The following is a 21,434-nucleotide window of genomic DNA, read 5'->3' as shown; positions in this document are numbered from 1 at the left end:
GCGGAGCGCGTACAATACGGCGCGTTTTCATCTGGATCGGACATAGCAGTTATTTCGGGTACGGCAGTGGCTTCTGAAAGGCGGACGCTCCTCATAGAGGACCATGAGACTCTGTCGCGGAGTGGTTTGGCGTGATCGTCGATTGCCCACAAGACGGTTTCACAGAACGAGATGTCGGCCCCGGGGTGGATAGCTTCACTCTCCAAAATCGCCGCAGTAGCGCGCACTTGCCGCCCTGGGTCGCGGCAAGAATTAAGAATTCCACCGCGACTTCATCGGGGACGCGAAGCGCGATCAAAGGCATGCGGGCCAATCAGCCAGCTTGCGGTATGTCGCACGCTGGCTCCAAACGCGGAAATTCTCGCTGGAGATAACCACGGCGGGTCTTGCGCCTGAGCCAAGACTCGAGGGCCTTTACAGCTGCACGCGCCCCTTGAACAGATCGAGCCGCCGTCGCCCGCGCCCACCGAGAGGACCCCATTCACGCACCAATGCCGTATCGCCAAACAGCGTCGGTTCGATCGTGAGCACATAGAACCGCGCCATGTTGCGGGCCGGATCGCGACGCTCGAGCACGAGATATTGCACCATGAGTTCGGACATGCGCCAGAATCGCAATTACCGAATCGACCGTCCAATTAAATAAATGAATCAATCCGGGCCAGCGATTCAGAACTTTCATGCGGGCAATGAGACCGTCGCAGTCAGGCTCGCGCCGGCTGAGCTGAAGCCGCAATCTCCAGTCCTGCTGGGCGGCGGAGTGCTCCCTGGACATGTCGTCTGAACGAGTTGCCACGCGCGTGCTCGACGGAGATCCCCCTCCTCCGACCTCAGGCATTACGCAAGACTTCCTCGAGTTGCGCGACGAGCTTCGCCCAGTGCTCGGCAGGAAGCTTGTCCAGATTGATCTGCTTCCAGCACACCGCCGGCAGCTCCGCCGCGCCAGGGACGCCCAGCAGGCTCCAATCCGGCTCGCCGCGCTTAAACCCTATGAGGAAATCCTTATGAGCTTGCGGCATTTTTCCCGCGATCTCGGCGATCAGCGTTTCTCGGGCTTCGAGCAACTCGTCCAGACTTACTTCATCGGCGCTCATGCCCTCGAAGCCGTGCGTGAACTCGTGCTCGATATCCTTGCGACGAGGAACCACGACCTCGGAAATCGGCCTGTCATGGCTGATGAGGTAGATGATGAATGCCTCGCGGAGATCGTCCGTGATGCCTTCGTTGGCGAGCAGATCGCGGACATCGAACAGGTCGCGCGGATGCTGCCGGTCGAGCGCCGCGAGATACGGGTGTTGAAGATCCTTCTCGAGTCGGAACGGAACGCCCGCCGCGAGGAAGAGGCCAGGCACACTCGCACGATCGAGGCGCTTCAACGCGAGATCGAGATCGCCAGCCGCGGTTTGACCGACCGGGGCGCCGAAGGCGTCCGGCCATCGCGGACGGTCGGCGCGCCGGAACCGCGCTCAAGGACCAGATCCTGAGGGCCACCGACGACCGGTTCGGACCATTGGCGCGAAGATTGCTGCGGCCCGGCTCCAGATGGCTTGCAACGGAACGAAGGATTGGCGCTCGTACTTCGAATCCTTGAAACAGGTCCGCCCCGGCCTGACACCGGCACGTTATCAATCGGCGGGATCGATCGCGCTGGCGGCATCTCCAAGCGCGGCAACCACCAGGTTCGGACCTATCTGTTCGAGGCCGCGAACGTCCTGCGAACGGACGTCTTACGCCGAGCAAAGAGTTGCGCTGGACTGTAAGCAACCTGCATCATCTCGTGCTGCTCTCAAAATCAACCGCTAGAATCGGCCAGCAAGAGCTGCGGGCGACTCGGTTGTTTGCGGGAGCTCCATTGGTTCCCGAGCCCACGACCGCAATTACGCCATTGTCTGCAATACCAGAATTGGACGCCATTGACCTGTCAGGAGCTTGGCGGCTCGACGCCGCTGAACCGGTCTAATTGGAATGCCTTCGGCGCTATCAGCTTCGCATCGAGCGCCAAATCCGCGAGCATCGTACCGATCGCGCTGGCGAACTTGGCACCGTGACCGGAGCAAGGCGAGGCGACGATGATGCGGGGATCGGCCGGAAGTCGGTCAATGATGAATTCGTTGCCCTCGTCCGGTCGCAGGTCTGCTCGGAGCGTGTTCGTGTAGAGGCAGATATCGCGCTCGACGATTGGGCCCGCCGCTCCGGGGACCAATTCGGCGAGCGTCAATCCAACAGTCTCCAGTTCTGCGTCGGTCGGCTGCGGGTGCCAGGCGTCTGCCCCCACGACCGGCCCATGGTCATGCTGTGCAGCCTTCACGCCTCGTCCCTCAAAATCGGGAAAGCCGTATACCACTCCTTTCTCCCCTTCGACAATGAACGCCGGAAACTCACCGTAACGCACCAATTCCGGTTTGGCCGGCTTGAACCAACCGACCGTTTGTCGGGTGATCTTTAAGTGTCGTGCAAGTCCCGGGACTAGCCCGGCAATCCACGGTCCAGCCGCGATGATGGCCCTCTCGGCCAAGATTACCTCTTGGGGCATTGAAATACGGATGCCGGCGGCCACCGGCCGTATTCGGGCCGGAGCCAGAACGATGCGGTGCTCGGCTCCTTCGCGAAATGCGCGGATCGCAGCTTCGGCCAATAGGATCCCGCCGCTTTCCTGGACGACCACATCCCAGTGTTCGGGAAGCCGGAAGGCGGGAAATGCGGCGTTTGCTTCCGCTCCCGTGGCTGGACCGGGGACGGCGTCCTTCAGCGCGGCAGCGCGGGAGTCGGCCACCATCTTCGATCCGGGAGGTCCTGCTTCGAGTACACGAGTCGGCATCAGGATTGTCCGTCCACTGGCGGCCTCCAGCATCCGCCATCCCTTGAAGGCAGCATCGCTTAGCTCCGTGTAGGCCGCGCTCTCGAAATTGAAGCGTCGGTACACTCGGCATGAGCCATGCGACGAGCCGCGAGCCTCGCCCAAGACAAGAGGGTCGAAGCCGAGCACGTCGGTCCCACGACGCAGCAGCGAATGGAACGCAGAGCTTCCTATCAGCCCGAGGCCGACAACGGCGACTTCGCAAACACGCATTCCTCACCCCGTCTTCCGCTGTCCAACGCGCGCTATTAATCTGCCGCGCCACCGCACATTTAAGCTCCGCCCTTTGTGGACACGCTGCAGCCGCAGCAGGAGCACAAGAATCATCCGCCGTGCCGCAGCCATCGATAAGGGAGCGCCGCGCCATCGACCAGAGTCGTTACCATAGTCGGAGAGTGAGCGGCGCTCGACCCGCCTGCGCCGAACGGCGAAATGCCGCCTCGCTCCCGCAATCGCGGGCGAGCACCGCCGCCATCGCAGTGCCATAGAGCGCCAACGGTGCTTCCGCGAAGAGCACGCCGCGAATAACTGCTCGAGCAGCAGAAAGGTCGCGAGCGCGTGGGGCTGTGAGAAGCGCTGCGGCGAAGAACGGTACGAAGACCGGAAGCAGCAGGCGGCAGTCGCGCACTATCGCAGCACAGCATTCTCCGCATCGTCCTCTCGTCGCGGTGTGATGGTGTTCTGAGCAAAGCAAGCGACGTGCCGAACTGAAAGTCCTTCTGCAAGCACTACATTCTCTGTTGGACAGAGCGGCGCTTGTTGATGTTGGGTCAAAGCTGACAACATTCGTGAGGACCCAAACATCTCCTCATTTTGAGCACCACCGCAGCCAGAAAGGGCTGCCAGCGTTACCCGCGCCCCTCTTCAGGCCAAGTTTTGAGTCGGATCGCCGTTTAGACATCGAACCGGTGGAGGAGGAATGGCACGGCTGTCTCGGTATACAGTTCGTTCTCCGCTTGCAATTGAGACGCAGGCGCCCGAACATGTTAGGTAAGCGGTCGGAGAATGATCCGGATTTCAAAGCGAACGGCGCCCACCTCGAACAGACGAACGAGCAAATGCAAACGCATAACAGTATTGGGGAGCTGCAGCGACAAGGTTTCGAGCTTGGAAGGCATTAAGCCTGTTTGCGGCAAACGCGATAGCTATGCTCATTCGACAGGGGAAAACGAGTTCATCAAGATCAATACATTCGGGCGCTTCGAGACCATCGCCTACAAGTTGCCACTGGCCGCTGTCCGGCGCCTGGCATGGACGCTGCCCGAGCCGGTCAAGAGGCTCGCTGAAGGAGCAACGCCAAACGGCTGCCAGGATCGAGGTCAATATACAAAAGTAACCATGTTGACCTGAATCGCGACCAAGCGGCATGAATCGGGCCCATCACAGCGACGGTCGCTCGTTGGCCCTGGCGCCGACGACTCGGGCAAATAGGAGAGGACGCGACTTTGCGGCCTGGCTGGGGCTCACCCCGCTGCAGCGCTCCACGGGCGGAAAGCAGAAGCTCGGCGAGACATCCCGCATGGGCGAACGAACTCTGCGCCGACTATTAATCATCGGTGCGAGCGCAGCCGTGCGCTGGGCAATGCGTAAAGGCTCGACCGCAAATCTTTGGCTTGCGCGCTTGCTTGCCCGCAAGCCGTCCATGCTCGTGATCGAGTGCCTGAATGTGGCTTTTCTCATCGATGCTGAGGACAAGGGCTCGGTTTGGGATAGGTAAAGGCCGATGATATTGCCCACCTTGACGACGAACAGCGGATCGCTCGACAGCTTGAATGTCTGGCTACGGTGCGGCAAGCCGAACGCCGCCCACATGCGGCGGATCGTGGTGTGGAAAAAGCCAGTTTCCGCCGCCATCGAGCGGATCGACTGGGCGTCGCGTCGGCTGGCGTCAGCCGCAACGTTCGTTCGATCACCGCGGCAACCTGATCGGCGTTGATGGTGCGAGGTCAGCCATGGCGCGCCTCTTCAAGCAGACCATCACAGCGATCCTTCAAAACGCGATGGCGCCATTTGGCAACGGTGTGTTCATGGAGGCCGAGTTGGCAGCCACGGACTTGCTAAGGCAAGCCGTCCGCACACCACAGGATCGCGCGGTACCGCTCAGATAGCGAGCGGGCAACGTGGTGACGACGAACGTGCCTCTCCAAGTACGTCCGCTCCTGCTGACTTAGCACCAACGGCGCGATCGGCCGGCCTCTCACACCTGCATTTGCGACAAGCGCTCTGCTTCAGAGGTCCCAGCGCCGATTTATGTGGCGAACTTGCGTTCCAGATGACTACCTTGAGAGAGGAGCAACGCGCGTCAAGGATTGTCTCTAGCGCTCCGTGTGATCGAACGCTTCCGTTCCGGCGAAGATCAATATGTCGTGGCGAGCGCGCCACCCCAGCGGTAATTCAGGCGGACCAGACCGATATCGACGTCCTGACTGATACGGGCAGTCCCCGCGAAAGCGGCCGCCGGACCACCCACGAGTCCAGGTGAAAAAAGAAGTCCACGTCCCGATGACCCATGAACAGGTGGTCGTACTCAACGCCGATGGACCAGTTCGGAGCGAAGCCAAATTCAAGGCGCGCCCCTACCGTGCCGCCCCAACAAGTTTCGCTGCCGTTGTCGATAGTCAGCCCAGTCGCAAAATCGAAGACCCGGTATTTGTCGCGGACAACCGCAGCGCCACCCTTCACATAGAGCAGCATGTTATTCCAGGCATAGCCGACTTGGCCCGTGAACAGGCCGAATGCATCAAGCTTGGATTCATCCTGGACGCCTGCAAAAGCGAGGTTGGCGTTGGAGCCCTTGAAATCGGCCCAGTCGCCCTACGCCTCCAGGCCAAACAGCGAATTGGCTATTTGCCAGCGATAGTCGATTTGACCGCCGACCGTGCCTCCCGTCGCATTATGGCAACCCTATGCCGACGGGCGGAGCGACAATCGCGCCTCCGGCGTTGACCACGTCCCAGCATTGATGCGCGGAGCCGCCGCCGCCATTTATGCCGACGTAGAAGCCGCTCCAATCATAGATTGGAATGACCGCTGGGAGCGCTTTGACGTAGGGCCCCGCGGCCAGATCAGCGGCAGAGGAAGGGGCAACCAACGCGATCAGGGCTACCGTGCCCAGCAGGACCTTTTTCATTCTCTAAACCCAGCTTCGTATCGACCGTCCCTGACGGGTATAGGACGAAGATTGCCATGTGCCCGTCCTCTCCATCAATTCCCAAGGTTGGTAGTTGACTGACGCCCATGCAGCCGACGACTCATGCGTCTCATCTCGTTGTCATCCGGGAAGCGCAGGATATGCATGTCCTTGTTCTGGTCACCCAAAAAGGCGGAAGCGGCAAAAGCACGCTGGCGGTTGGCATTGCGGTCGCGGCGATGGGGAACGGGGAGCGCGTCGCAATTGTCGAGGCGGATCCACAAGGCACGATTTCAAAATGGAAAGAGCGGCGTTGCCATCCCTATCCGCGGGTCGTTCGGATCTCCGATCCCGCCGAACTAGAAGTGGCTCTCGTCAGCCTTGAAGCTGAGGGAATCTGGCTTACGGTCATCGATACCGCCGCCACGAACAATGCACTGGCCGTGCTCGCCATCGCGAGGGGCGATCTTTGCCTGATCCCAGTGCGTCCGAGTCTGGCCGACATCGAAGCTGCGATACCGACACTGATTGCTATTCGTAGGCTCAACCGCCGATTCGCTTTCGTCCTCAATCAGACGCCACCGCGGGGCTGCCGCTTGAGTGAAGCTGCAACGTCCCTCAATTCGCTCGGGGTGCTTGCGCATCCCTATGTCGGACAGCGCAATGTCCACCAGGACGCGCTTGGGGCCGGATTAGGCGTAACCGAGTTTGCACAAGAGGGAAGAGCCTCGGAGGAAGTTCGTGAGCTTTGGCGCTGGGTCTTGAAAATGCTTGTCGAGGGGTCGTTAGATCATGAGCCACACGAAAAAAAGGCGTCGTGCTAGCCATACGCGCTGTGCGCGACGCTCGCTGGTGGAGCTTACCGCGGCGGCGAGCCGAGCCGTTGACGATGGCCTGTTTGTGTTGTCCAGCGGGATTGCCGCTTCCAATCCGCGATCGGAGCACACAGGAGAGAAGACGCCTGATCAAACAATGCTTGCGAGGCAAGCGACGGCTCCGGGTGCCGTTGCGGTGCTTGAATCTCGGAATGCGGCGGCGCCGCGCAAGGACGAACTTCTAGATTCCGACGCTACGACTGAGATGATGGTGAAGATTGCCAATCTCGTAGAGACACGGGTGGGGAGGGAAGCGGCACCGAAAGACATCGGCCGCTCCGGTCTTGAAGGCGACTTTTTGACCGCTCTCAAAGAAGCCGCAACAGAGTTCCGCGCGGATGCGGCCGAGTTGATCGTGCAGAAGGAACCTGCCGACGGCGCGGGGCAGCCGCAACTGCGATACATGCGGCGGCTCACTGACGAGGCGGTCAGATTGCTGGACGATCTTCAGAGCGGCAAGCTGGAGAATCAGGCGAACTTCATCCTGAGCGAATGCTTCAGAGAAGCCGCTAGCGCGTTCTCTATGATCAATCAGCAGCTCAAGCGCGACGGCTATGCTGCGAGCATTGATCCATCAATCTTCATTTGGCTTGCCAATCTCATCGAACCGGAGACGCGCGACACCGGGACCATGCGGCTTGAGATCGTACCCAACCACCGAGCTCGTCCGAGCACGTATGCGCGCCAGGTCGGTCAATTCATCTGGCACCTTGTCGAGAGGCAAGGCTGCGGGCGACAGGCCGCATATCGGGCTGCGCTCACGAAGTTCAGCATAAGCGCGAGTTTCGCCGAGACGGCCTATGCCTTTTGGGAGCCGATCTTCAAGCGGGCGGGACCGCACGTGAAGATGCTGACCCGCATTTCAGATCCAGAAATGTAAAGCAAAGCAGCGTGGGCATTTGGCGTCCGATTTAACTGAGGCCCCCTGAGAGGACTGCCCGGCAACTTCGTCCGAGCTCTGGACGAAGAAGACGCTGACCTTGGGGCCGCTCCTGCATGGCCCATAATTGCGCTGATAAGGGCCCGGAGCGAAGCCGGCTGATCGTGCTGGGCGCCGTGACAATTGCGCCTGTGAAATCGAAGCCAGTACCGCATCTTGATTGTGCTCGTACTGCTCCAAGATTGCATCCCATAGGACTTTCCACTCCTTCGAGCCCCATTCGTAAGAACGTTGAAATAGAGGCGCCAACATCTGTTCGATGCCTTTGAAGAGTTCAATTATTGGATGGGACGAGCTTCCATCGAAAGTCTCTATTGGCGAAGGTTGCGCAGCGGACGTGCTTCTATTAACAAGGGAATCTAATTCATGCATGTTGTCGGTCTCAGATCAAGATCGGTCGAATGTTGTGCAATCAAGTTCGCTGCCTGCCACTGATTATTTCCTCCAGAGAGAGTCATCGCCCAGACGATCCGGGCCAGACTTGTTGGCGATGGCGACGACGACCATGTCCGACGCCGTTCAAGCAGGACTTTGATCCAGCCGCCTCCAACCCGGGAGCGTGCCTTTGGGCACCGAACGACGTTACGTGCTCCGATGACAAGCAAGTGCCTGAGATAGGAATCACCCTGTTCGTAATCCGGCCGAGCCGATCCTTCCCGCCGGTGAAATTCTGCTTAGGCGTCAGGCCAAGCCAGGCCGCGAACTCGCGCCCGGAGCGGAACATTGTCGCATCCGGCACGGTCGCGGCGAGAGCCGTGGCCGTTATGTGACCGATCCCTGGAATCGAGGACAGCAACTTCGCCATCGGATTTATTCGCTGGATCTGAGCTAGCTCGCGCTCGATGGCCTCGACCTGCCGGTCCAATTCCTTCAGTTGGTTCACAAGGACGGCTAGTGCAATTCGGGCGTGGGCCGGTAGCATCAGTTCCTCGTCATCCAACAAGCCCACCAGACCGTCCGCCCGTTGCCGGCCTTGCCCGGCAATGATTCCGAACTCAGCAAAATGAGCCCGAGTGGCGCAGGCTGGCGTGGCCCGTTGGCGGACCAACAAAGCCTCTTGCACGATGAAGCATCAAGAAGCCATGGTTCTCGACGCTCTTGATTGGAACGAACCGCATATTGGGACGGGTGACAACCGCTTCGCAGATTGCAGCCGCGTCAACGGCGTCATGCTTGGCTCCTCCTCGTAGGTAGGGTTTAACATAGGCTGGCGGGATCAATCTCACATCGTGTCCTGACCTGCTCCCCGATTTGCCCTCGTTTATAAGGAGAGTCTGTTCTGGGTTTGGCCCCTGTTGGGGCGGGTTGCAAACTCGGTCGGTGTGAGCCCGTTGAGGCTCGTGTGCGGTCGGTTGGTGTTGTAGTCGATCCTCCACTCTTCGATGATCCGGCGAGCCTCGTTGAGATTGGCAAACAGGTGCTCGTTCAGGCACTCGTCGCGCAGGCGGCCGTTGAAGCTTTCGACAAAGCCGTTCTGCATCGGCTTGCCGGGCGCAATGTAGTGCCACTCGATCCCGAGTTCTTCCTGCCAGGCCAGGATCGCATTTGAAGTGAACTCGGTGCCGTTGTCGCTCACGATCATGCGTGGGCAGCCCCGGCTTTCAATGATGTGGCCAAGCTCACGCACCACACGCAGGGCGGTGAGCGAGGTGTCGACGACCAGACCCAGGCATTCCCGGGTGAAGTCGTCGACCAGGGTCAGGACACGGAAGCGCCGGCCACTGACCAGCGTGTCCATCACGAAGTCGAGCGACCAGCGCAGGTTCTGATCCTGCGGGATCGTCATCGGCGCCCGGGTGCCCAGTGCCCGTTTGCGGCCACCACGCTTGCGACGCGAGACGCGACGCCGACCCTCGAGGCAACGCCCTGAACTGCGACGTTTGTTTGTAGAAAGCACAACGCCGCCCGCTCAAAATGCATGCGGGCGGCGTTGGCTCTAGCCCCAGGAAGGAAATGCAAAATCCTAGCTTGCATAGAGTATGGAGGAGGGCGCACGCCGTCGCTATCCGTAGGACTCCGGTATCCTCCAATGAATAGGGGAACTGTGCGGCGCGGGGTCTCGGATCAAGCAACTAAGTTGCTCGCCCAAAGCCAACTTTCAAGCTCAGTAATTTGGATCGAGAATGATCGGGGAATTTGGCCTCCTGAGTATGTTGCTGCGGTGGCTACAAATGACGCGGGCGCTGCCTTGGAGAAACCGCCCAAGCGCAAGTCTGGGCTGAGCAGATTTGGCCATCTCATGGGGTCGCGAGTGTGAATGTTTGAGAAGCCAAGCCCGCACGTTTCTCAGCAACTCGCGTACCAAACGGGCACGACGAAAAGAGAGAGGGAAGAACAGGACGCGCGCGGTCGACTAGTCGCGCCCTCGGAAAAGCGTGCGAGCGGCTGCTGACGACCGCCCGCACGAGTTGCGGTATGAAGAGAAGAAGCAAGAAGCCGTACTTTTAAAGCAGCAGACGAGCCAGGGCCGCGCTGGCGCTGGGATTGTCAGAACTTTTGTGTCAGGGGTTTCTGTGAAGGGCGAATTTGTCTCCCGGCATCAAGAACAAGGCATCAGCGGCATGGTGGATGAGTTTGCTTGGCCGCACCGAGCGTTCAAGTCCCGAAGCCGCGGAGCGGCGCGCCGCAGGCGAGGAACTTGACGGCGAAGGGGCGTGCCGAGCCATCATGACCGTTGCCGTGATGCCGTTCGTCATCGCGTCGTTCCCGGAAAGCGCTCGCCGAACCGGATGGCAAACTGGCCCATCGCGGAGGTCCATTCGACCGGGCGTCGCCAGCGCAGGCCGGCATTCTTGATTGCGAGATAGAGCAGCTTCGACGCCGCGTCATCGTTTGGAAAGCTGCCGCGCGTTTTGATGATCTTGCGCAACGAGCGATGCAGCGCCTCCACAGCGTTGGTGGTGTAGATCATCTTGCGGGTGCGCGGTGCGAAGGCGAAGAATGGCACGACGTAATCCCAGGCGCTCCGCTAGGCCGCTCCGATCGCTGGATAGCGCTTGCCCCACTCGGCCTCGAACTCCTCGAGGCGGACAAGCGCAATATCGGCGTGCTCGGCCCGGTAGATCGCCTTGATCGCGGGCAGGATCGCCTTGCGGTCCTTCCGGGACACGAAGGCCATTTTGCCACTCCCGCACCTCATCGAGGGCGGCATCGGTGACCCGGCTGATGAGATCGGGTGAGACCTCGGCCAGGTGGCCCTGGATCTCGCGCACCGTCATGCCGCGGGCATATAGGCCCAGAATCTTGTCGTCGAAGCCATCGAACCGCGTCCTGGCCCTTGGCGACGAGCTGCGGTTCGAAACTGCCGGCGCGGTCGCGCGGTATGGCAATCTCGATCTCGCCGTCCTCGGTCAGGATCGTCTTGCTGCTGGTGCCATTGCGGCTGTTGCCCGTCCCTCGACCGCCCGGATCGCCCTTCTCATAGCCGAGATGTTCGCTCAACTCGGCGGCGAGCGCGCGCTCGATCAACGCCTTCTTCAGCTGCTTGAACAGCCCGTTGTCTCCGGTCAGGCCCTCGGGCTTCTCATAGTTAGCAAGCAGTTGATCAAGCAGTTCAGGTGTTATCGTCGTCATGTGAGTCTCCTCGGTAGGGTAAACTCACAGAAACCTGCTTACACATTCCTTATGAACACCCTCCTTCGCTGCCGCCGGCTGCGTCGCATCCTGGTGGGCACATTTCAGCTTGAGGACATCAGCAGGCGTGGCCTGAACCTGTTCAGGCTTCCGCGGCGCGAGGCGTGGTCAAGTCTGCCGGTGTAACCTGATCTTCTTGCCGACCTTCTGCGCTGGGTGGATCCGACGACCTGCCAAATAGTCAAGCCCCTTCATCGACGACAATTGCCGCAAACGATCAACTACCAATACTCGCAATTGACTGCTGATGGAGGTATGACCACCATCATCGGCCGATGAGCACGAAAAGGATATGGCTACAACACACTTGGTATGTTTCCTTCAACCAGTCGAAGGGGCCAAATCGATACCCCATTCGAGAAACCAGAACCTTTCCAAGCGAGGCTGACGCGAAGAGATTCGCAGACGAACTGCTGAACAGTCCATCCGCGAATTCGACTACCATGCTGGCTGGCACGATAAACCCACATTATCCAAGGCGCGTAATTGGATCGAGCGACATAATACTTTGGATACGTGGCCGCAACTGACATAATTGACAACCGCGCACGAAAACGGTGTGTTCGCGTCATTCAGTCGATAGCAATCAGAAAATTGTCTCGGGCGCTTCAGATTTCTGTGGGACGCCGATCGTGAGACTACCATCCACGACCATCTCTGAACCGGTAATGCAATGTAAGACGACTCGTCGCTAAGTCGGAACACCACTGCCTCAACGGCGTCTGCTCGGCCGTTAACGACGGGACGAACGATTTCCGATGCCTCCAATCTTTGGCGCCTCGAATACTTCGTACCGCGCCGGAACCGAGCACGGCGGAAGCGCGCGGATAGGCTTCGACTAGAGCTCGCCGACCCGGCACCCCCAAGGAATTAAGCGCGGATCTGATCAGCAGCATCCCCGCGATCGTCGCATTTACCGGAGAAGCGCGCCACGCTCGATATCCTCATAAAGCCGCCAGCTCCACTGCAGCTTTGCACAGGTCATGATCGGGTCTTGAGTTGATTTCTGGCTCTCGGCAGCCCAACGCCTCGCCCTAGGCATTTTGCCGGTGTCGAAGCTTCTTTTCTAGGTACAACTGGAGGCCGCCTGGGAATTGGCAGCACAACGGTTCATCGTTCGTCAGGGCACCAAAGGTTGGATGGTTTACGATCGAGAACGCAAGGGGCCGGCTCTTTTAAGAAACGGGGACAGGGCCGAGAAACTGTCGAGGGAAGAGGCCGAACGAATAAAGGGGCAGTTTGCGAACCAGGTCTCCTGACCGGCCGCTACCATCACTGAACGCCTCTGCCCTCAATTCAGGGCTCACCTCAAAATTGTCCTCCATTCTAAGTCGCTTCTTGCGCAAGCTGGTCGGTTCTACATCGCTTCCAGGATGTCACGGGCACCGAACAACTCGCATACGCAGACATCCACTCCCGTAATATCGGACGATGCTGTGGGCCTACGTGCCGATCCGCACAAAGCTCTGCGCGGGGAGAGTTCGGGGGGATGTCCCGGGTTCTGTTGAATTTCTGAAGAGGTCGGCGTTGCCCACCTTGAGCCGGTAGGCTCGGGGTGCTGATTCCATAAAGGAGAGCAACGCCATGACGAGAGATATCAAACCGGCTGGTTCGTCGGCGACCGCGGCGGTGGACGAAGCGTTTGCAGAAGTGCGGGCGAGCTTCGATCGGTTCTGCCTTGCGGCAGGGATGGAGGCGCTCGGCACGACGATGGAGGCGGATGTTGTGGCGGCCTGCGGGCCGCGCCACGGTCGCGACGCGGCGCGGCGGGCGCACCGTTGGGGTCGAACGCGGGGACGGATTGGTTTCCACGGCGGCAAGATCGAGGTCGAGCGTCCGCGGGTCCGGGGCGTGGATGGCGGCGAGGTCACGATCCCGAACTGGGAAACGGCGGCGCAGGAGGGTCTGGCTGGGTCGCTGGGCGATGAACCTGATGCTGATCAATGTGTCGACGCTCCGGTTCGGCCGTGCTGCCCGAGGGTGACGTGCCGGCACCGCCCGGATCGGGGTTTCGAAGTCGGCGGCCTCGCGGAGGTTCGTAGCGCTGTCGGCGGCGCGGCTGGCTGACTTCATGGCCGCCGATCTGTCCACGCTCGACCTTCTGGTGGTCCAAATCGACGGGCTGCATCTCGGCGACGATCTCGTGCTGGTCGCCGCGATCGGAGTTGACGGCGAAGGCAACAAGCATCCGCTGGCGCTGGTGGAAGGGGCGACCGAGAATGCCGTAACGGTTCAGGCCCTGCTGGACAACCTGGTCTCGCGCGGGCTCGACCCGACGGTGCCAGGACTGTTCATCGCCGACCGCACGAAAGGCGTTGTCGAAGGCGATCCGCCGCACCCTCGATTCGGCCGCTGCGATCCAGCGCTACTAGATCCACAAGGCGCGCAACATCATGGAACGCCTGCCGAAAGAGCATCATGCGGCCACCCGTCGGGTGCTGCGCCAGGCCTGGGAGCTCAATGACGCCGACAAGGCTGAAAAATTGATCCGCAATCTCGCGCGTCGACTCGACCAGCAATGGCCCGGTGTAGCGGCGAGCATCCTCGAAGGCCTCGACGAAATCCTGACTGTCGTCCGGCTGAAGCTGCCGAAGGAGCTTCGTCGATCGCTCGCCTGTACCAACATCGCCGAGAACATGATGGGCACCATTCGCGGCGTCACGCGCAACATCAAACGCTGGCGCGATGCCGGTATGGCCTTGCGATGGGTCGCGGCCGGCATGATCGAGGCCAACAAGGGCTTCCGACGATTGAAGGCGCATAAGCAATTGTCGGTTCTGCGTGCGGCCCTTCAAGCTCACCGCGATCGCATGACGACCAAGCCCGTTGCCCGCGTCACGAGGGCAGCGTAACATTCATTCCGGCAACGTCGGCCCGACGTAGTTCAACACCGATCGGGACATCCCCCTCTACCCTCGACGCAGAGCCCTGTTTGGGCCGAATGACAGGCAGGATCTGCTTGACCAACAATTGTGCTGAGCGCGCATTGAGAGGCATCGCCTTGGGAAGGCGCAACTGGACCTTCGCCGGCAGCCAGCGTGGCGCCGACCGTGCCGCCATCATGCTGACGATCATCACGACCTGTCGCCTCAACAAAGTCGATCCCAAGGCCTGACTCGCCGACGTCCTCGCCCGTATCGCCGATCTTCCCGCATCGCATCTGCACGAACTGCTGCCCTGGGATGGAAGCTCCTGCGCCGAGCCCGCCGGTCAGCAAGCCGCCTGACCTTCACGCAAACCATCATAGAGTTCGTCGTGCCCGCGCGCACGCTTCAATCAGGCGGTCTTCGTCGTATGCGTACGACATCAGCCCCTGAGTCGGTTCTGCAGCGCCTGCCGATTGGCAACGAGGCTGCTGAGGTTCAGCAGGTGTGGTGCTCGTCCTTGCTCCAATTGCCTAACCAGCGCCCGCGTGCCGTCCACCACGAAGACGCCGCAATCATAAGTGTTCAGCTGCTGGGTCATGCCGCGTGACTCCAGGCGGGCGCCCAGCCTTGCTGCGAGCTCTGCTGCGGGCGTGTTGTTGTATTCCCCCATGGAGTCGTAGCGATAGGCAACCGGCCTTTCGCGGTCGCGGCGATCAACAAACAGCAACGACCAATGGGTGCCGGGGAGATTCGTAGCACGGGCATTGTTCACTGGCAGGAACAGGAAGTCGGCTGTGTCGTCACCATTCTGATCATGGACGATGCGCTGGAATGCGCGTAGCATTTCGCTCTCGGTGCCCAAGCGCAGGCTAACAAGGGTTATGAGAGGATCCACGAACCGCGTCCGGGCGGCGAGATTCGGATTGTTCCCCCCCAACTCTTGCGCCAGGAGCTGGTAATCTCTCAGGACATGCTCGTCGCCCAGCCATTCCGTGTCCTCGAGCACCAGCCCGCGGCCGTGAGGCGAGGCTGTCGGACCTAAAGCCCCGATCTGAGCATCGTAGGAGGTGCTCGGAAACGCCGGCACAGAATTAACATCGTCGCGTGATTCAGACGGCGTGGCCGCAGTCAGATCAACCAATGGAGGACCGCCGTAGGTGCTTGAGCGAGCCCCGGCAGCCTGCGCTGGCTCAAAGTGAGCATCGTCGCGCAACTCGGACGGTGTCGGCGCATTCAGAGCAAGAAATGGCTCAAGACCAGCGTAGATGTCTGAGGGAGCCCTGGTAGAGTGCGCTGGCGCAAAGTGAGCGTCGTCGCCCAACTCGGACGGTGTCGGCGCATTCAGAGCAAGAAATGGCTCAAGACCGCCGTAGGTGCTTGAGCGAGCCCTGGCAGCCTGCGCTGGCGCAGAGTGAGCGTCGTCGCGCAACTCGGACGGTGTCGGCGCATTCAGAGCAAGAAATGGCTCAAGACCAGCGTAGATGTCTGAGGGAGCCCTGGTAGAGTGCGCTGGCGCAAAGTGAGCGTCGTCGCGCAACTCGGACGGTGTCGGCGCATTCAGAGCAAGAAATGGCTCAAGACCAGCGTAGGTGCTTGAACGAGCCCTGGCAGCCTGCGCTGGCTCAAGGTGAGCATCGTCGCGCAACTCGGACGGCGTCGGCGCATTCAGATCAACAGATGGCTCAAGCCTGCCCTTAGCATGTGACGGGGGCCTGGATGGTGATGCTGATTCTTGCAGCTGTTCACCCAACCAAGCCCAAGCTCCCGCGCTGGCTGGCGTTGAGGGAAGATCCTGCGCCGAGCCGGAATGCCGATCGCACTGCACGGCCGGCGAGCTCGGCTGCTCAGGGCCTGGCAACCCCAGCCCTCGGTTCGCCTCGATGAGTTTTAAGTAGCTGCGAAGATGCGACAAATCGGGACCGTGTATTCTGCTTCCAGTCCGCTGGAACGCTAGCACATCGTTGTCCAGCGTTAACTGCTCCTTGCTAGAGCCGTTAAGTCGCCCAGTTATGCTCCCCCTGCCGTTTTCTTTAAGCCACGCACTCAGCGCACGAAGACGTGTAGCCCGCTTCTGCGCAGACTGCCTCTGCGCCGCAATCGTGGTTCTAAGATCGTTCAAGGCTTGGCCGAGCGCTCCCTCGATGAAGGTGGCGTCTTCGGGATGAGGAACCACGCGACGGGGGCGACCAAGGACTCGGGGTTCGGGGGCTTCGGCTTCTTCACTCCCACGCAAGAGCCGCCGGAGAACATTCAGATTCGATTTGATGCTGTTCTGACGGTCCCGCCCCAAGCTCCTGTACGCCGCAATTTCCTCATCCAGCGATGAACCGCCTCGCAGCCGAGAAGCTACGGGCCCCCTATGACTTGCGTTGACCCAGCGAACAAATATCCCAAGCCCGGAAACACTGTTCTTGATGGCTCCTGGGGTGAGCTTGCGCCGCTCGGCGTCTACACGAAACTTCGCCAAGAGCTCATCGTCTTCGCCCGGGAGCTGCTCGCCGATTAGTCCGTCCGACGACCGCAGGCTTTCGGGCGCAAACGTGTTCAGTGTGTTCCGAAAGGTAGCATCATCACGCAACTGGTACGATCTGGATGGAAGCTGAGCTGGGACAGGCAAGGATGACGCAGTTTCCGAGCTCGGCCACATGCTCCAATCAAAGTCGAGCGGCATCTGCGGTGACCAAGTTGAGGTGGACCCGGCGGGTTCCTGCGGTCCGGCTTGTTCTGCCCCCTGGAGCCGCTCAGGCGGGACCAAGACGGACCATGATGGGCCGCCTTCCACCATCACCGAAAGCTGATTCCTGACGGCGTCACGCGATGCGTCGTGCCGCCTAGCGGTGTCTCGGACATGCCTCGCTACTGAATGTGCCGCTGGGGCGTATTCGTGCGCACGCGACGGCATCGGCGCTTGCCTCTGCGATGGTGACGCCGCCAGTTGATGGGATGGGGTCTGCACCAGGTGCCGCTCAACGGCGACGCCCTGGGGGTTGCTTAGCGTCTTCTGCCTCTTCGCTGATCTCAACTCCCCTGTATCATGCTCATCGCTGATGAGAACCTGCTCGCCTGGCACGAGGGTGTTCCTGTGACGTTCATCCGACAGTTCGTGATCATGGTGGCGCCAGTTCAAGGGGCGAAGGGATTCTGCAGGATCCAATGCCAGGCTATGCCGCGGTGGAACCCCATGGTCGTCGCGGGGCAAGTTCAAGTCACGAAAAGACCCTCCTGCATCCGCTGCTTGTTGATGGTGCGCGATTGTCTCGAGAGGCGGCGAGGAGCTGGGTCCGTCCATCGTCTCCAAAAGCAGATCCTGCTGGTTCGCAGGCAGAGTCTCCGGCCAGCTGATAGCTCCATTCGAGCCGCTGTGCTGTGCAGTCGCGGCCCGGGTCCGCCTCGGCTCGGCGCGAACCGCGTCTTCGAGATCAGGAACGGGGCGAATATGAGGCCGGAGCTCGATCGCTCTAGCACCCGCCGGCGACCTCAGGAGATGAGCCAGTGCGGCCCCGGCTTTTCTGCGGCCACGGGGGTCCGCCTCCTTATACTGGCTGACATCATTATCCAGCGAGCCGTCGCCAAGTCGAGCAGCAATGCCGGGCTTATCGTTTTCACGGAGGTAATCACTGAAATCGATAAGAAGAGCTGCATAGGTCCTGACGGTGTTGGCGGTGCCTGACGCTGCATCTTCCTTGTACCTTTTGATGAGATCCGCATCTTGGGGATAGGGATTCAGCTCAACCCGGCTTGCAATCGGCGCGATGCCGCCCGGCGATTGGGCGGCTCGAAGATGATCCAGTGGCGTAGCGATGGCCTGCCCCTCCTGCTTGCCGAACTCCTGGGCATCCTTGTCCAGCGACTCTTCGGAAAGCCGGGCAGCAATGCCCGGCTTTCCGTTCTTTACGAGCCAATGCCCCAATCCGAGAAGACAACGTACATTGCGCCTGACGGTGCGCTCGGAGGCCCCAGCCTTGAAGAGTGCCGGCCCGAGCCCCTCAATAAGAGACGCATCTTCGGAATAAACAGGATCCATGCTGCTACCTGCGAAGGCCAAATTTGCATGGCCGAGCGGCAGCGCCGACGCATTCAGCATCGCTCCACCGTATTCACCGTGCGTAGCCGGCGTATATGGTTGCCCGCTCGCCCGCATGATGGGCCGCGCCTCAGATCGCGATGTATCCGCTTGATGGGCGCGGACCTGCATGAGCACGGGAGAGGACGGGACAGCGACCTCGCTCAGCTGCCGGTGAAAGGCCGCCGCCTCTGCCGACGAGTCGGCCGGAGAGGCATCTTGCGCGTCCACGCTATCCGTTTGTTGACGCACGCGATTCATTAAGACGAAGTTCATCTGTACTCACTTTCGAAGATGAAGGGCCAGGAGCGCTGATCGTATGCGTCTGGACTTGAGCGCCGGCATTTGACGGTTCAGCCGCCAAGCGAAAGGAAGTCCGTGGTCACGACGCTCCCGATCGAATTTCAATCGGACCCCGCTGTCGATCTGTTCGAGGAGTTCGTGCCGACTTCGAGCTCATCGAGGATTTCCTCTCGGTGATAACGGCCACTTGATCGTGTCACCACAGCGGCGCTCCGGCGCGAGACAAACCACCTGTAGCTACATCCCCAGGCGCGCCATCTGGGTCGACATGTGCTCCGTCTCGGGAAGGGGATACCACGGATGGCCACCAACTGCGGTGCTCATCAAGGACCTACAGAACGCCGGCGTGAGCTTCCCGCGGTGGATCACGACGTTCTCGCGCCCCGTCGCAGCTCGAGCGCTCTGCCAGTCCTGATTGTAGCCGCGTTGGTCATTGGACTTCACGTGGCAAGCGGCGAACTCGGCATCGCTCAGCGTTGCCAACTGCCTGGCATGTACCGGCCGCTTGGTATGGATGTGCACCCACATTGGGCTTGGCATCGCGCCATTGCGCAGGGCCTTGGGCTGCAGCTTGATCTCGAACAGTGTCCCCGGATCATCCTTCAAGGCGCGCGGTGGATTCACAGACGCCAGCTCCCCGGCCGCCCGCAACTGTTCAAGATACTTCTGGGACGGAAACGCGTAGGTCTTCATGCAATCGATCGTGATCGCCACCTTTCGCGCCTTCAAAGAGCTCGCCTGTCCCTGCACCTCGGACAACATCGCCTTGAGCCGGGTTATTTTGTCATGCACTTCCGGCACTTGCGCAGGCGTGAGTAGGACACGTCGGCGAGGCTCCTCCAGCGCGACTACACTGGCCTCAATCTCGGAGGCCTGCGTCTGCAGTCGCTTAACGACGAGATCCACGACGTGATCGGCGTCCTCGGGCTTCATCTGGCGCGCTTGCGAGACGGTGCTTTGCTGAGCGGGCAGATCGAACTGCAAAAGTTCGTCCAATCGCTCGATTAATCCGGTCAGTGCTTTCCTGGAGGGCGGAGCCTGCAATATCTCCAGGTGCCCAGTCGCCGACGATGACACCCTCGCGTCTGCCTCCTCCGCGCTCGCGAGTTTCTTTGTACCCAAATCCGAGAGTACGATCACCTTGCCTGTTGGGGCCGTGGCAGCGTCGGGCGTGGCGAGCTGCGGCTCGCGCAGCCCGGCCGCCGAACTTCGCTCGCCTGCGGCCGGGGCGCGCTTGCCTTTCCCCTTCCTCCGCGCCGCGCCCCCTTCAACCACTACGGCAGTCCGGGCCAGCGGCTCAATCATGGCGGGCGTCTTTGGCTGCACGACCAAAAGACGCGTGACGTCGTCCGCGGTGACCCATGCACCTTCCGCGATCTGGCCCAACAGTTCCAACGGAAGGTCGGCATCCGTTCCGGCGCCCCTTAGTCGGGTAACGATGCCGTGCACCCCTGAGGCAAATTCCGAAAGCCGTTCCATGACTCCTTCCAGAACGGTGCAGTGGTCTGCGTCGAGCGCCGCTCCCTCCAGAACGGCGTGGGAAGTCGAGTTGAATGCCGGAAAAAAATCCGCGATAAAGGTCCCAAGCAGTCGCACCCGCCCATCCTCACCCATGAGGGCGTCGTTCACGGCTGGGCCGAACGTGGCCGCCTTCGACTCGATCAAGAGTCGCGCGAGAGCGATGCGCGATTCCAGGTACATGCACTTCGTATACAGTGCCCAGCCGGTATGCTGGCGTAGCGCGGCCTCTTCTTCCTCCCGCATCTTGGACGTGGCGCTGGGCAAGTTGGCGGTGTCCGTATAAACGGACCGCATCCGCTCCGAGCGCAACACCTTCTTTCCCCACCAATCCAAGCAGGCTTCGTAATGCTTCGCCACGCTGGATACCGCCCGGCCCAGCTGGTCGGACGGAGCGCCGGCATCTCGCATCCGACCGAGCACGGCTGCTGCTTTGCTCCTGTTCGCCTCCAGGTTGTTGACAATCCAGGTGGCCGCGATGTTGCATTCGTCTCCCGCAGCGATAGTTTCGGCGCGGACTTGACGAGCCTGACTGTCGGAAAGAAGCCTGCGCGCCATGTCCGAGGGGAGGCTCGCGTAATACTCCAGAACTTCCGAGCCCGCCTTGACGATTTGATCGATCAGCTCTTGCGTCTCCGACGGATTCCGGGCTTGTGTGGCTGCATTTCGAGAACTATCAAGGCCCTCAAGCAGGCTGCGCATTTTTTGCTTCGCTGCCTTGATTCCGTCGACACTCGAGGGCATCCGGACTGCCACACCGGACGCGGGTGGCTCACTCATGAGCGCGGTTCCTCCGGAGCGCATCCGCTCCAATTCCCTGTCGAAAGATTGCCCGCCTTCCCCAGGGGCGGGACTGGGCTCCGGGCTCGAACTGCTCGATCCCCATGCGCTGTCGGCTCCTGAAGGCCCAATAATGCCCGCCATCTTCCACCTCCAATCAGGTCCATAATGCGCAGCCTGTTTGGATAGACAGCTCGGCTGACGAGAAGCTGACCAAGAGCGTTTTCCCCGGATGCACAGGAAAACCCAGCTCACCATGGGTTGCAATTCTATGGCGTCTGGGGTGCTGCTGGAGGTAGCGGGGCATCGTCAACTTAATCGACCGGGAGCCGAAGGAGCGCTTCTCAAAGGTTTGAGATTAGTTAGCTTCGTTGATCGAGACCTGTAAGCTCAATAGCGTCAGCGCCGAGCACTGGCTCTCCGACGTCCTCGCGAAGGAGCTATCGCCAAATTTTGGTGACGGCGCGG

At 60.6% G+C, this 21,434-nt stretch carries 8 protein-coding genes and 9 pseudogenes; 7 read left to right on the top strand and 10 right to left on the bottom strand.

What is annotated here, in order from left to right:
- Window positions 1–414 precede the first annotated feature (414 nt).
- The 3 genes from ACVIGA_RS28905 to solA form a co-directional block, all read right to left on the bottom strand.
- Window positions 415–603 (bottom strand): WGR domain-containing protein, encoded by a 189-nt coding sequence (locus tag ACVIGA_RS28905; protein ID WP_456668715.1) that lies wholly within the window; start codon window positions 601–603, stop codon window positions 415–417.
- A gap of 227 nt (window positions 604–830) precedes the next feature.
- On the bottom strand, window positions 831–1,376 hold the full coding sequence (locus ACVIGA_RS28900; RefSeq protein WP_166104020.1) for a nucleotidyl transferase AbiEii/AbiGii toxin family protein: 546 nt from the start codon (window positions 1,374–1,376) through the stop codon (window positions 831–833).
- Between the two features lie 545 nt (window positions 1,377–1,921).
- Window positions 1,922–3,070 carry an N-methyl-L-tryptophan oxidase gene (solA, locus tag ACVIGA_RS28895; protein WP_456668714.1) on the bottom strand — a complete coding sequence of 383 codons (1,149 nt, stop codon included), beginning with the start codon at window positions 3,068–3,070 and terminating at the stop codon, window positions 1,922–1,924.
- Between the two features lie 894 nt (window positions 3,071–3,964).
- Here solA and ACVIGA_RS28890 point away from each other — a divergent pair.
- Both ACVIGA_RS28890 and ACVIGA_RS28885 read left to right on the top strand, forming a co-directional pair.
- Window positions 3,965–4,207 (top strand): hypothetical protein, encoded by a 243-nt coding sequence (locus ACVIGA_RS28890; RefSeq protein ID WP_173640830.1) that lies wholly within the window; start codon window positions 3,965–3,967, stop codon window positions 4,205–4,207.
- A gap of 20 nt (window positions 4,208–4,227) precedes the next feature.
- A pseudogene (locus ACVIGA_RS28885) lies at window positions 4,228–4,511 on the top strand (transposase); the annotation flags it as partial.
- On the opposite strand, the pseudogene ACVIGA_RS28880 reads toward ACVIGA_RS28885, so the two are convergent.
- Both ACVIGA_RS28880 and ACVIGA_RS28875 read right to left on the bottom strand, forming a co-directional pair.
- Window positions 4,503–5,058, bottom strand: a pseudogene (locus ACVIGA_RS28880) (helix-turn-helix domain-containing protein); the annotation flags it as partial. The pseudogenes ACVIGA_RS28885 and ACVIGA_RS28880 overlap by 9 nt on opposite strands.
- A 155-nt stretch (window positions 5,059–5,213) precedes the next feature.
- Window positions 5,214–5,987: pseudogene (locus tag ACVIGA_RS28875) on the bottom strand (outer membrane protein).
- Window positions 5,988–6,094: 107 nt separating this feature from the next.
- Here ACVIGA_RS28875 and ACVIGA_RS28870 point away from each other — a divergent pair.
- The gene (locus tag ACVIGA_RS28870) at window positions 6,095–6,811 is read left to right on the top strand and encodes a ParA family protein (RefSeq protein WP_231168563.1); all 717 of its coding nucleotides are present in this window, start codon (window positions 6,095–6,097) and stop codon (window positions 6,809–6,811) included.
- Window positions 6,780–7,742 carry a hypothetical protein gene (locus ACVIGA_RS28865; RefSeq protein ID WP_210285313.1) on the top strand — a complete coding sequence of 321 codons (963 nt, stop codon included), beginning with the start codon at window positions 6,780–6,782 and terminating at the stop codon, window positions 7,740–7,742. The genes ACVIGA_RS28870 and ACVIGA_RS28865 overlap by 32 nt, the downstream gene beginning before the upstream one ends.
- A 419-nt stretch (window positions 7,743–8,161) precedes the next feature.
- Here ACVIGA_RS28865 and ACVIGA_RS28860 read toward each other — a convergent pair.
- From ACVIGA_RS28860 to ACVIGA_RS28850, 3 pseudogenes are all read right to left on the bottom strand, one after another.
- A pseudogene (locus ACVIGA_RS28860) lies at window positions 8,162–9,037 on the bottom strand (IS110 family RNA-guided transposase); the annotation flags it as partial.
- A gap of 26 nt (window positions 9,038–9,063) precedes the next feature.
- Window positions 9,064–9,645 (bottom strand): annotated as a pseudogene (locus ACVIGA_RS28855) (IS3 family transposase); the annotation flags it as partial.
- A gap of 849 nt (window positions 9,646–10,494) precedes the next feature.
- A pseudogene (locus tag ACVIGA_RS28850) lies at window positions 10,495–11,375 on the bottom strand (transposase).
- A 1,644-nt stretch (window positions 11,376–13,019) separates the two neighbouring features.
- On the opposite strand from ACVIGA_RS28850, the pseudogene ACVIGA_RS28845 reads away from it, so the two are divergent.
- Together ACVIGA_RS28845 and ACVIGA_RS28840 are read left to right on the top strand one after the other, a co-directional pair.
- Window positions 13,020–14,287, top strand: a pseudogene (locus ACVIGA_RS28845) (IS256 family transposase).
- Window positions 14,288–14,382: 95 nt separating this feature from the next.
- A pseudogene (locus tag ACVIGA_RS28840) lies at window positions 14,383–14,661 on the top strand (transposase domain-containing protein); the annotation flags it as partial.
- 80 nt (window positions 14,662–14,741) lie between these two features.
- Here the strand turns inward: ACVIGA_RS28840 and ACVIGA_RS28835 are convergent.
- Window positions 14,742–18,641, bottom strand: a complete 3,900-nt coding sequence (locus tag ACVIGA_RS28835) for a Ulp1 family isopeptidase (protein ID WP_456668713.1) — start codon at window positions 18,639–18,641, stop codon at window positions 14,742–14,744.
- A gap of 264 nt (window positions 18,642–18,905) precedes the next feature.
- Window positions 18,906–21,110 (bottom strand): hypothetical protein, encoded by a 2,205-nt coding sequence (locus ACVIGA_RS28830; RefSeq protein WP_456668712.1) that lies wholly within the window; start codon window positions 21,108–21,110, stop codon window positions 18,906–18,908.
- 218 nt (window positions 21,111–21,328) lie between these two features.
- Between ACVIGA_RS28830 and ACVIGA_RS28825 the strand changes: the two are divergent.
- A pseudogene (locus tag ACVIGA_RS28825) lies at window positions 21,329–21,403 on the top strand (transposase domain-containing protein); the annotation flags it as partial.
- Window positions 21,404–21,434 lie beyond the last annotated feature (31 nt).

It is taken from the genome of Bradyrhizobium sp. USDA 3240, from assembly GCF_054063295.1.
The sequence above is the reverse complement of the archived record's forward strand: the minus strand, read 5'-3'. Positions and strand labels throughout refer to the sequence as shown.

Excerpts from the sequence above, each read along its gene's own strand:
- ACVIGA_RS28905 (WP_456668715.1), bottom strand. The coding sequence starts at position 603 with ATGTCCGAACTCATGGTGCAATATCTCGTGCTCGAGCGTCGCGATCCG.
- solA (WP_456668714.1), bottom strand. The coding sequence starts at position 3,070 with ATGCGTGTTTGCGAAGTCGCCGTTGTCGGCCTCGGGCTGATAGGAAGC.
- ACVIGA_RS28870 (WP_231168563.1), top strand. The coding sequence starts at position 6,095 with ATGCAGCCGACGACTCATGCGTCTCATCTCGTTGTCATCCGGGAAGCG.
- ACVIGA_RS28865 (WP_210285313.1), top strand. The coding sequence starts at position 6,780 with ATGAGCCACACGAAAAAAAGGCGTCGTGCTAGCCATACGCGCTGTGCG.
- ACVIGA_RS28835 (WP_456668713.1), bottom strand. The coding sequence starts at position 18,641 with ATGAACTTCGTCTTAATGAATCGCGTGCGTCAACAAACGGATAGCGTG.
- ACVIGA_RS28830 (WP_456668712.1), bottom strand. The coding sequence starts at position 21,110 with ATGGCGGGCATTATTGGGCCTTCAGGAGCCGACAGCGCATGGGGATCG.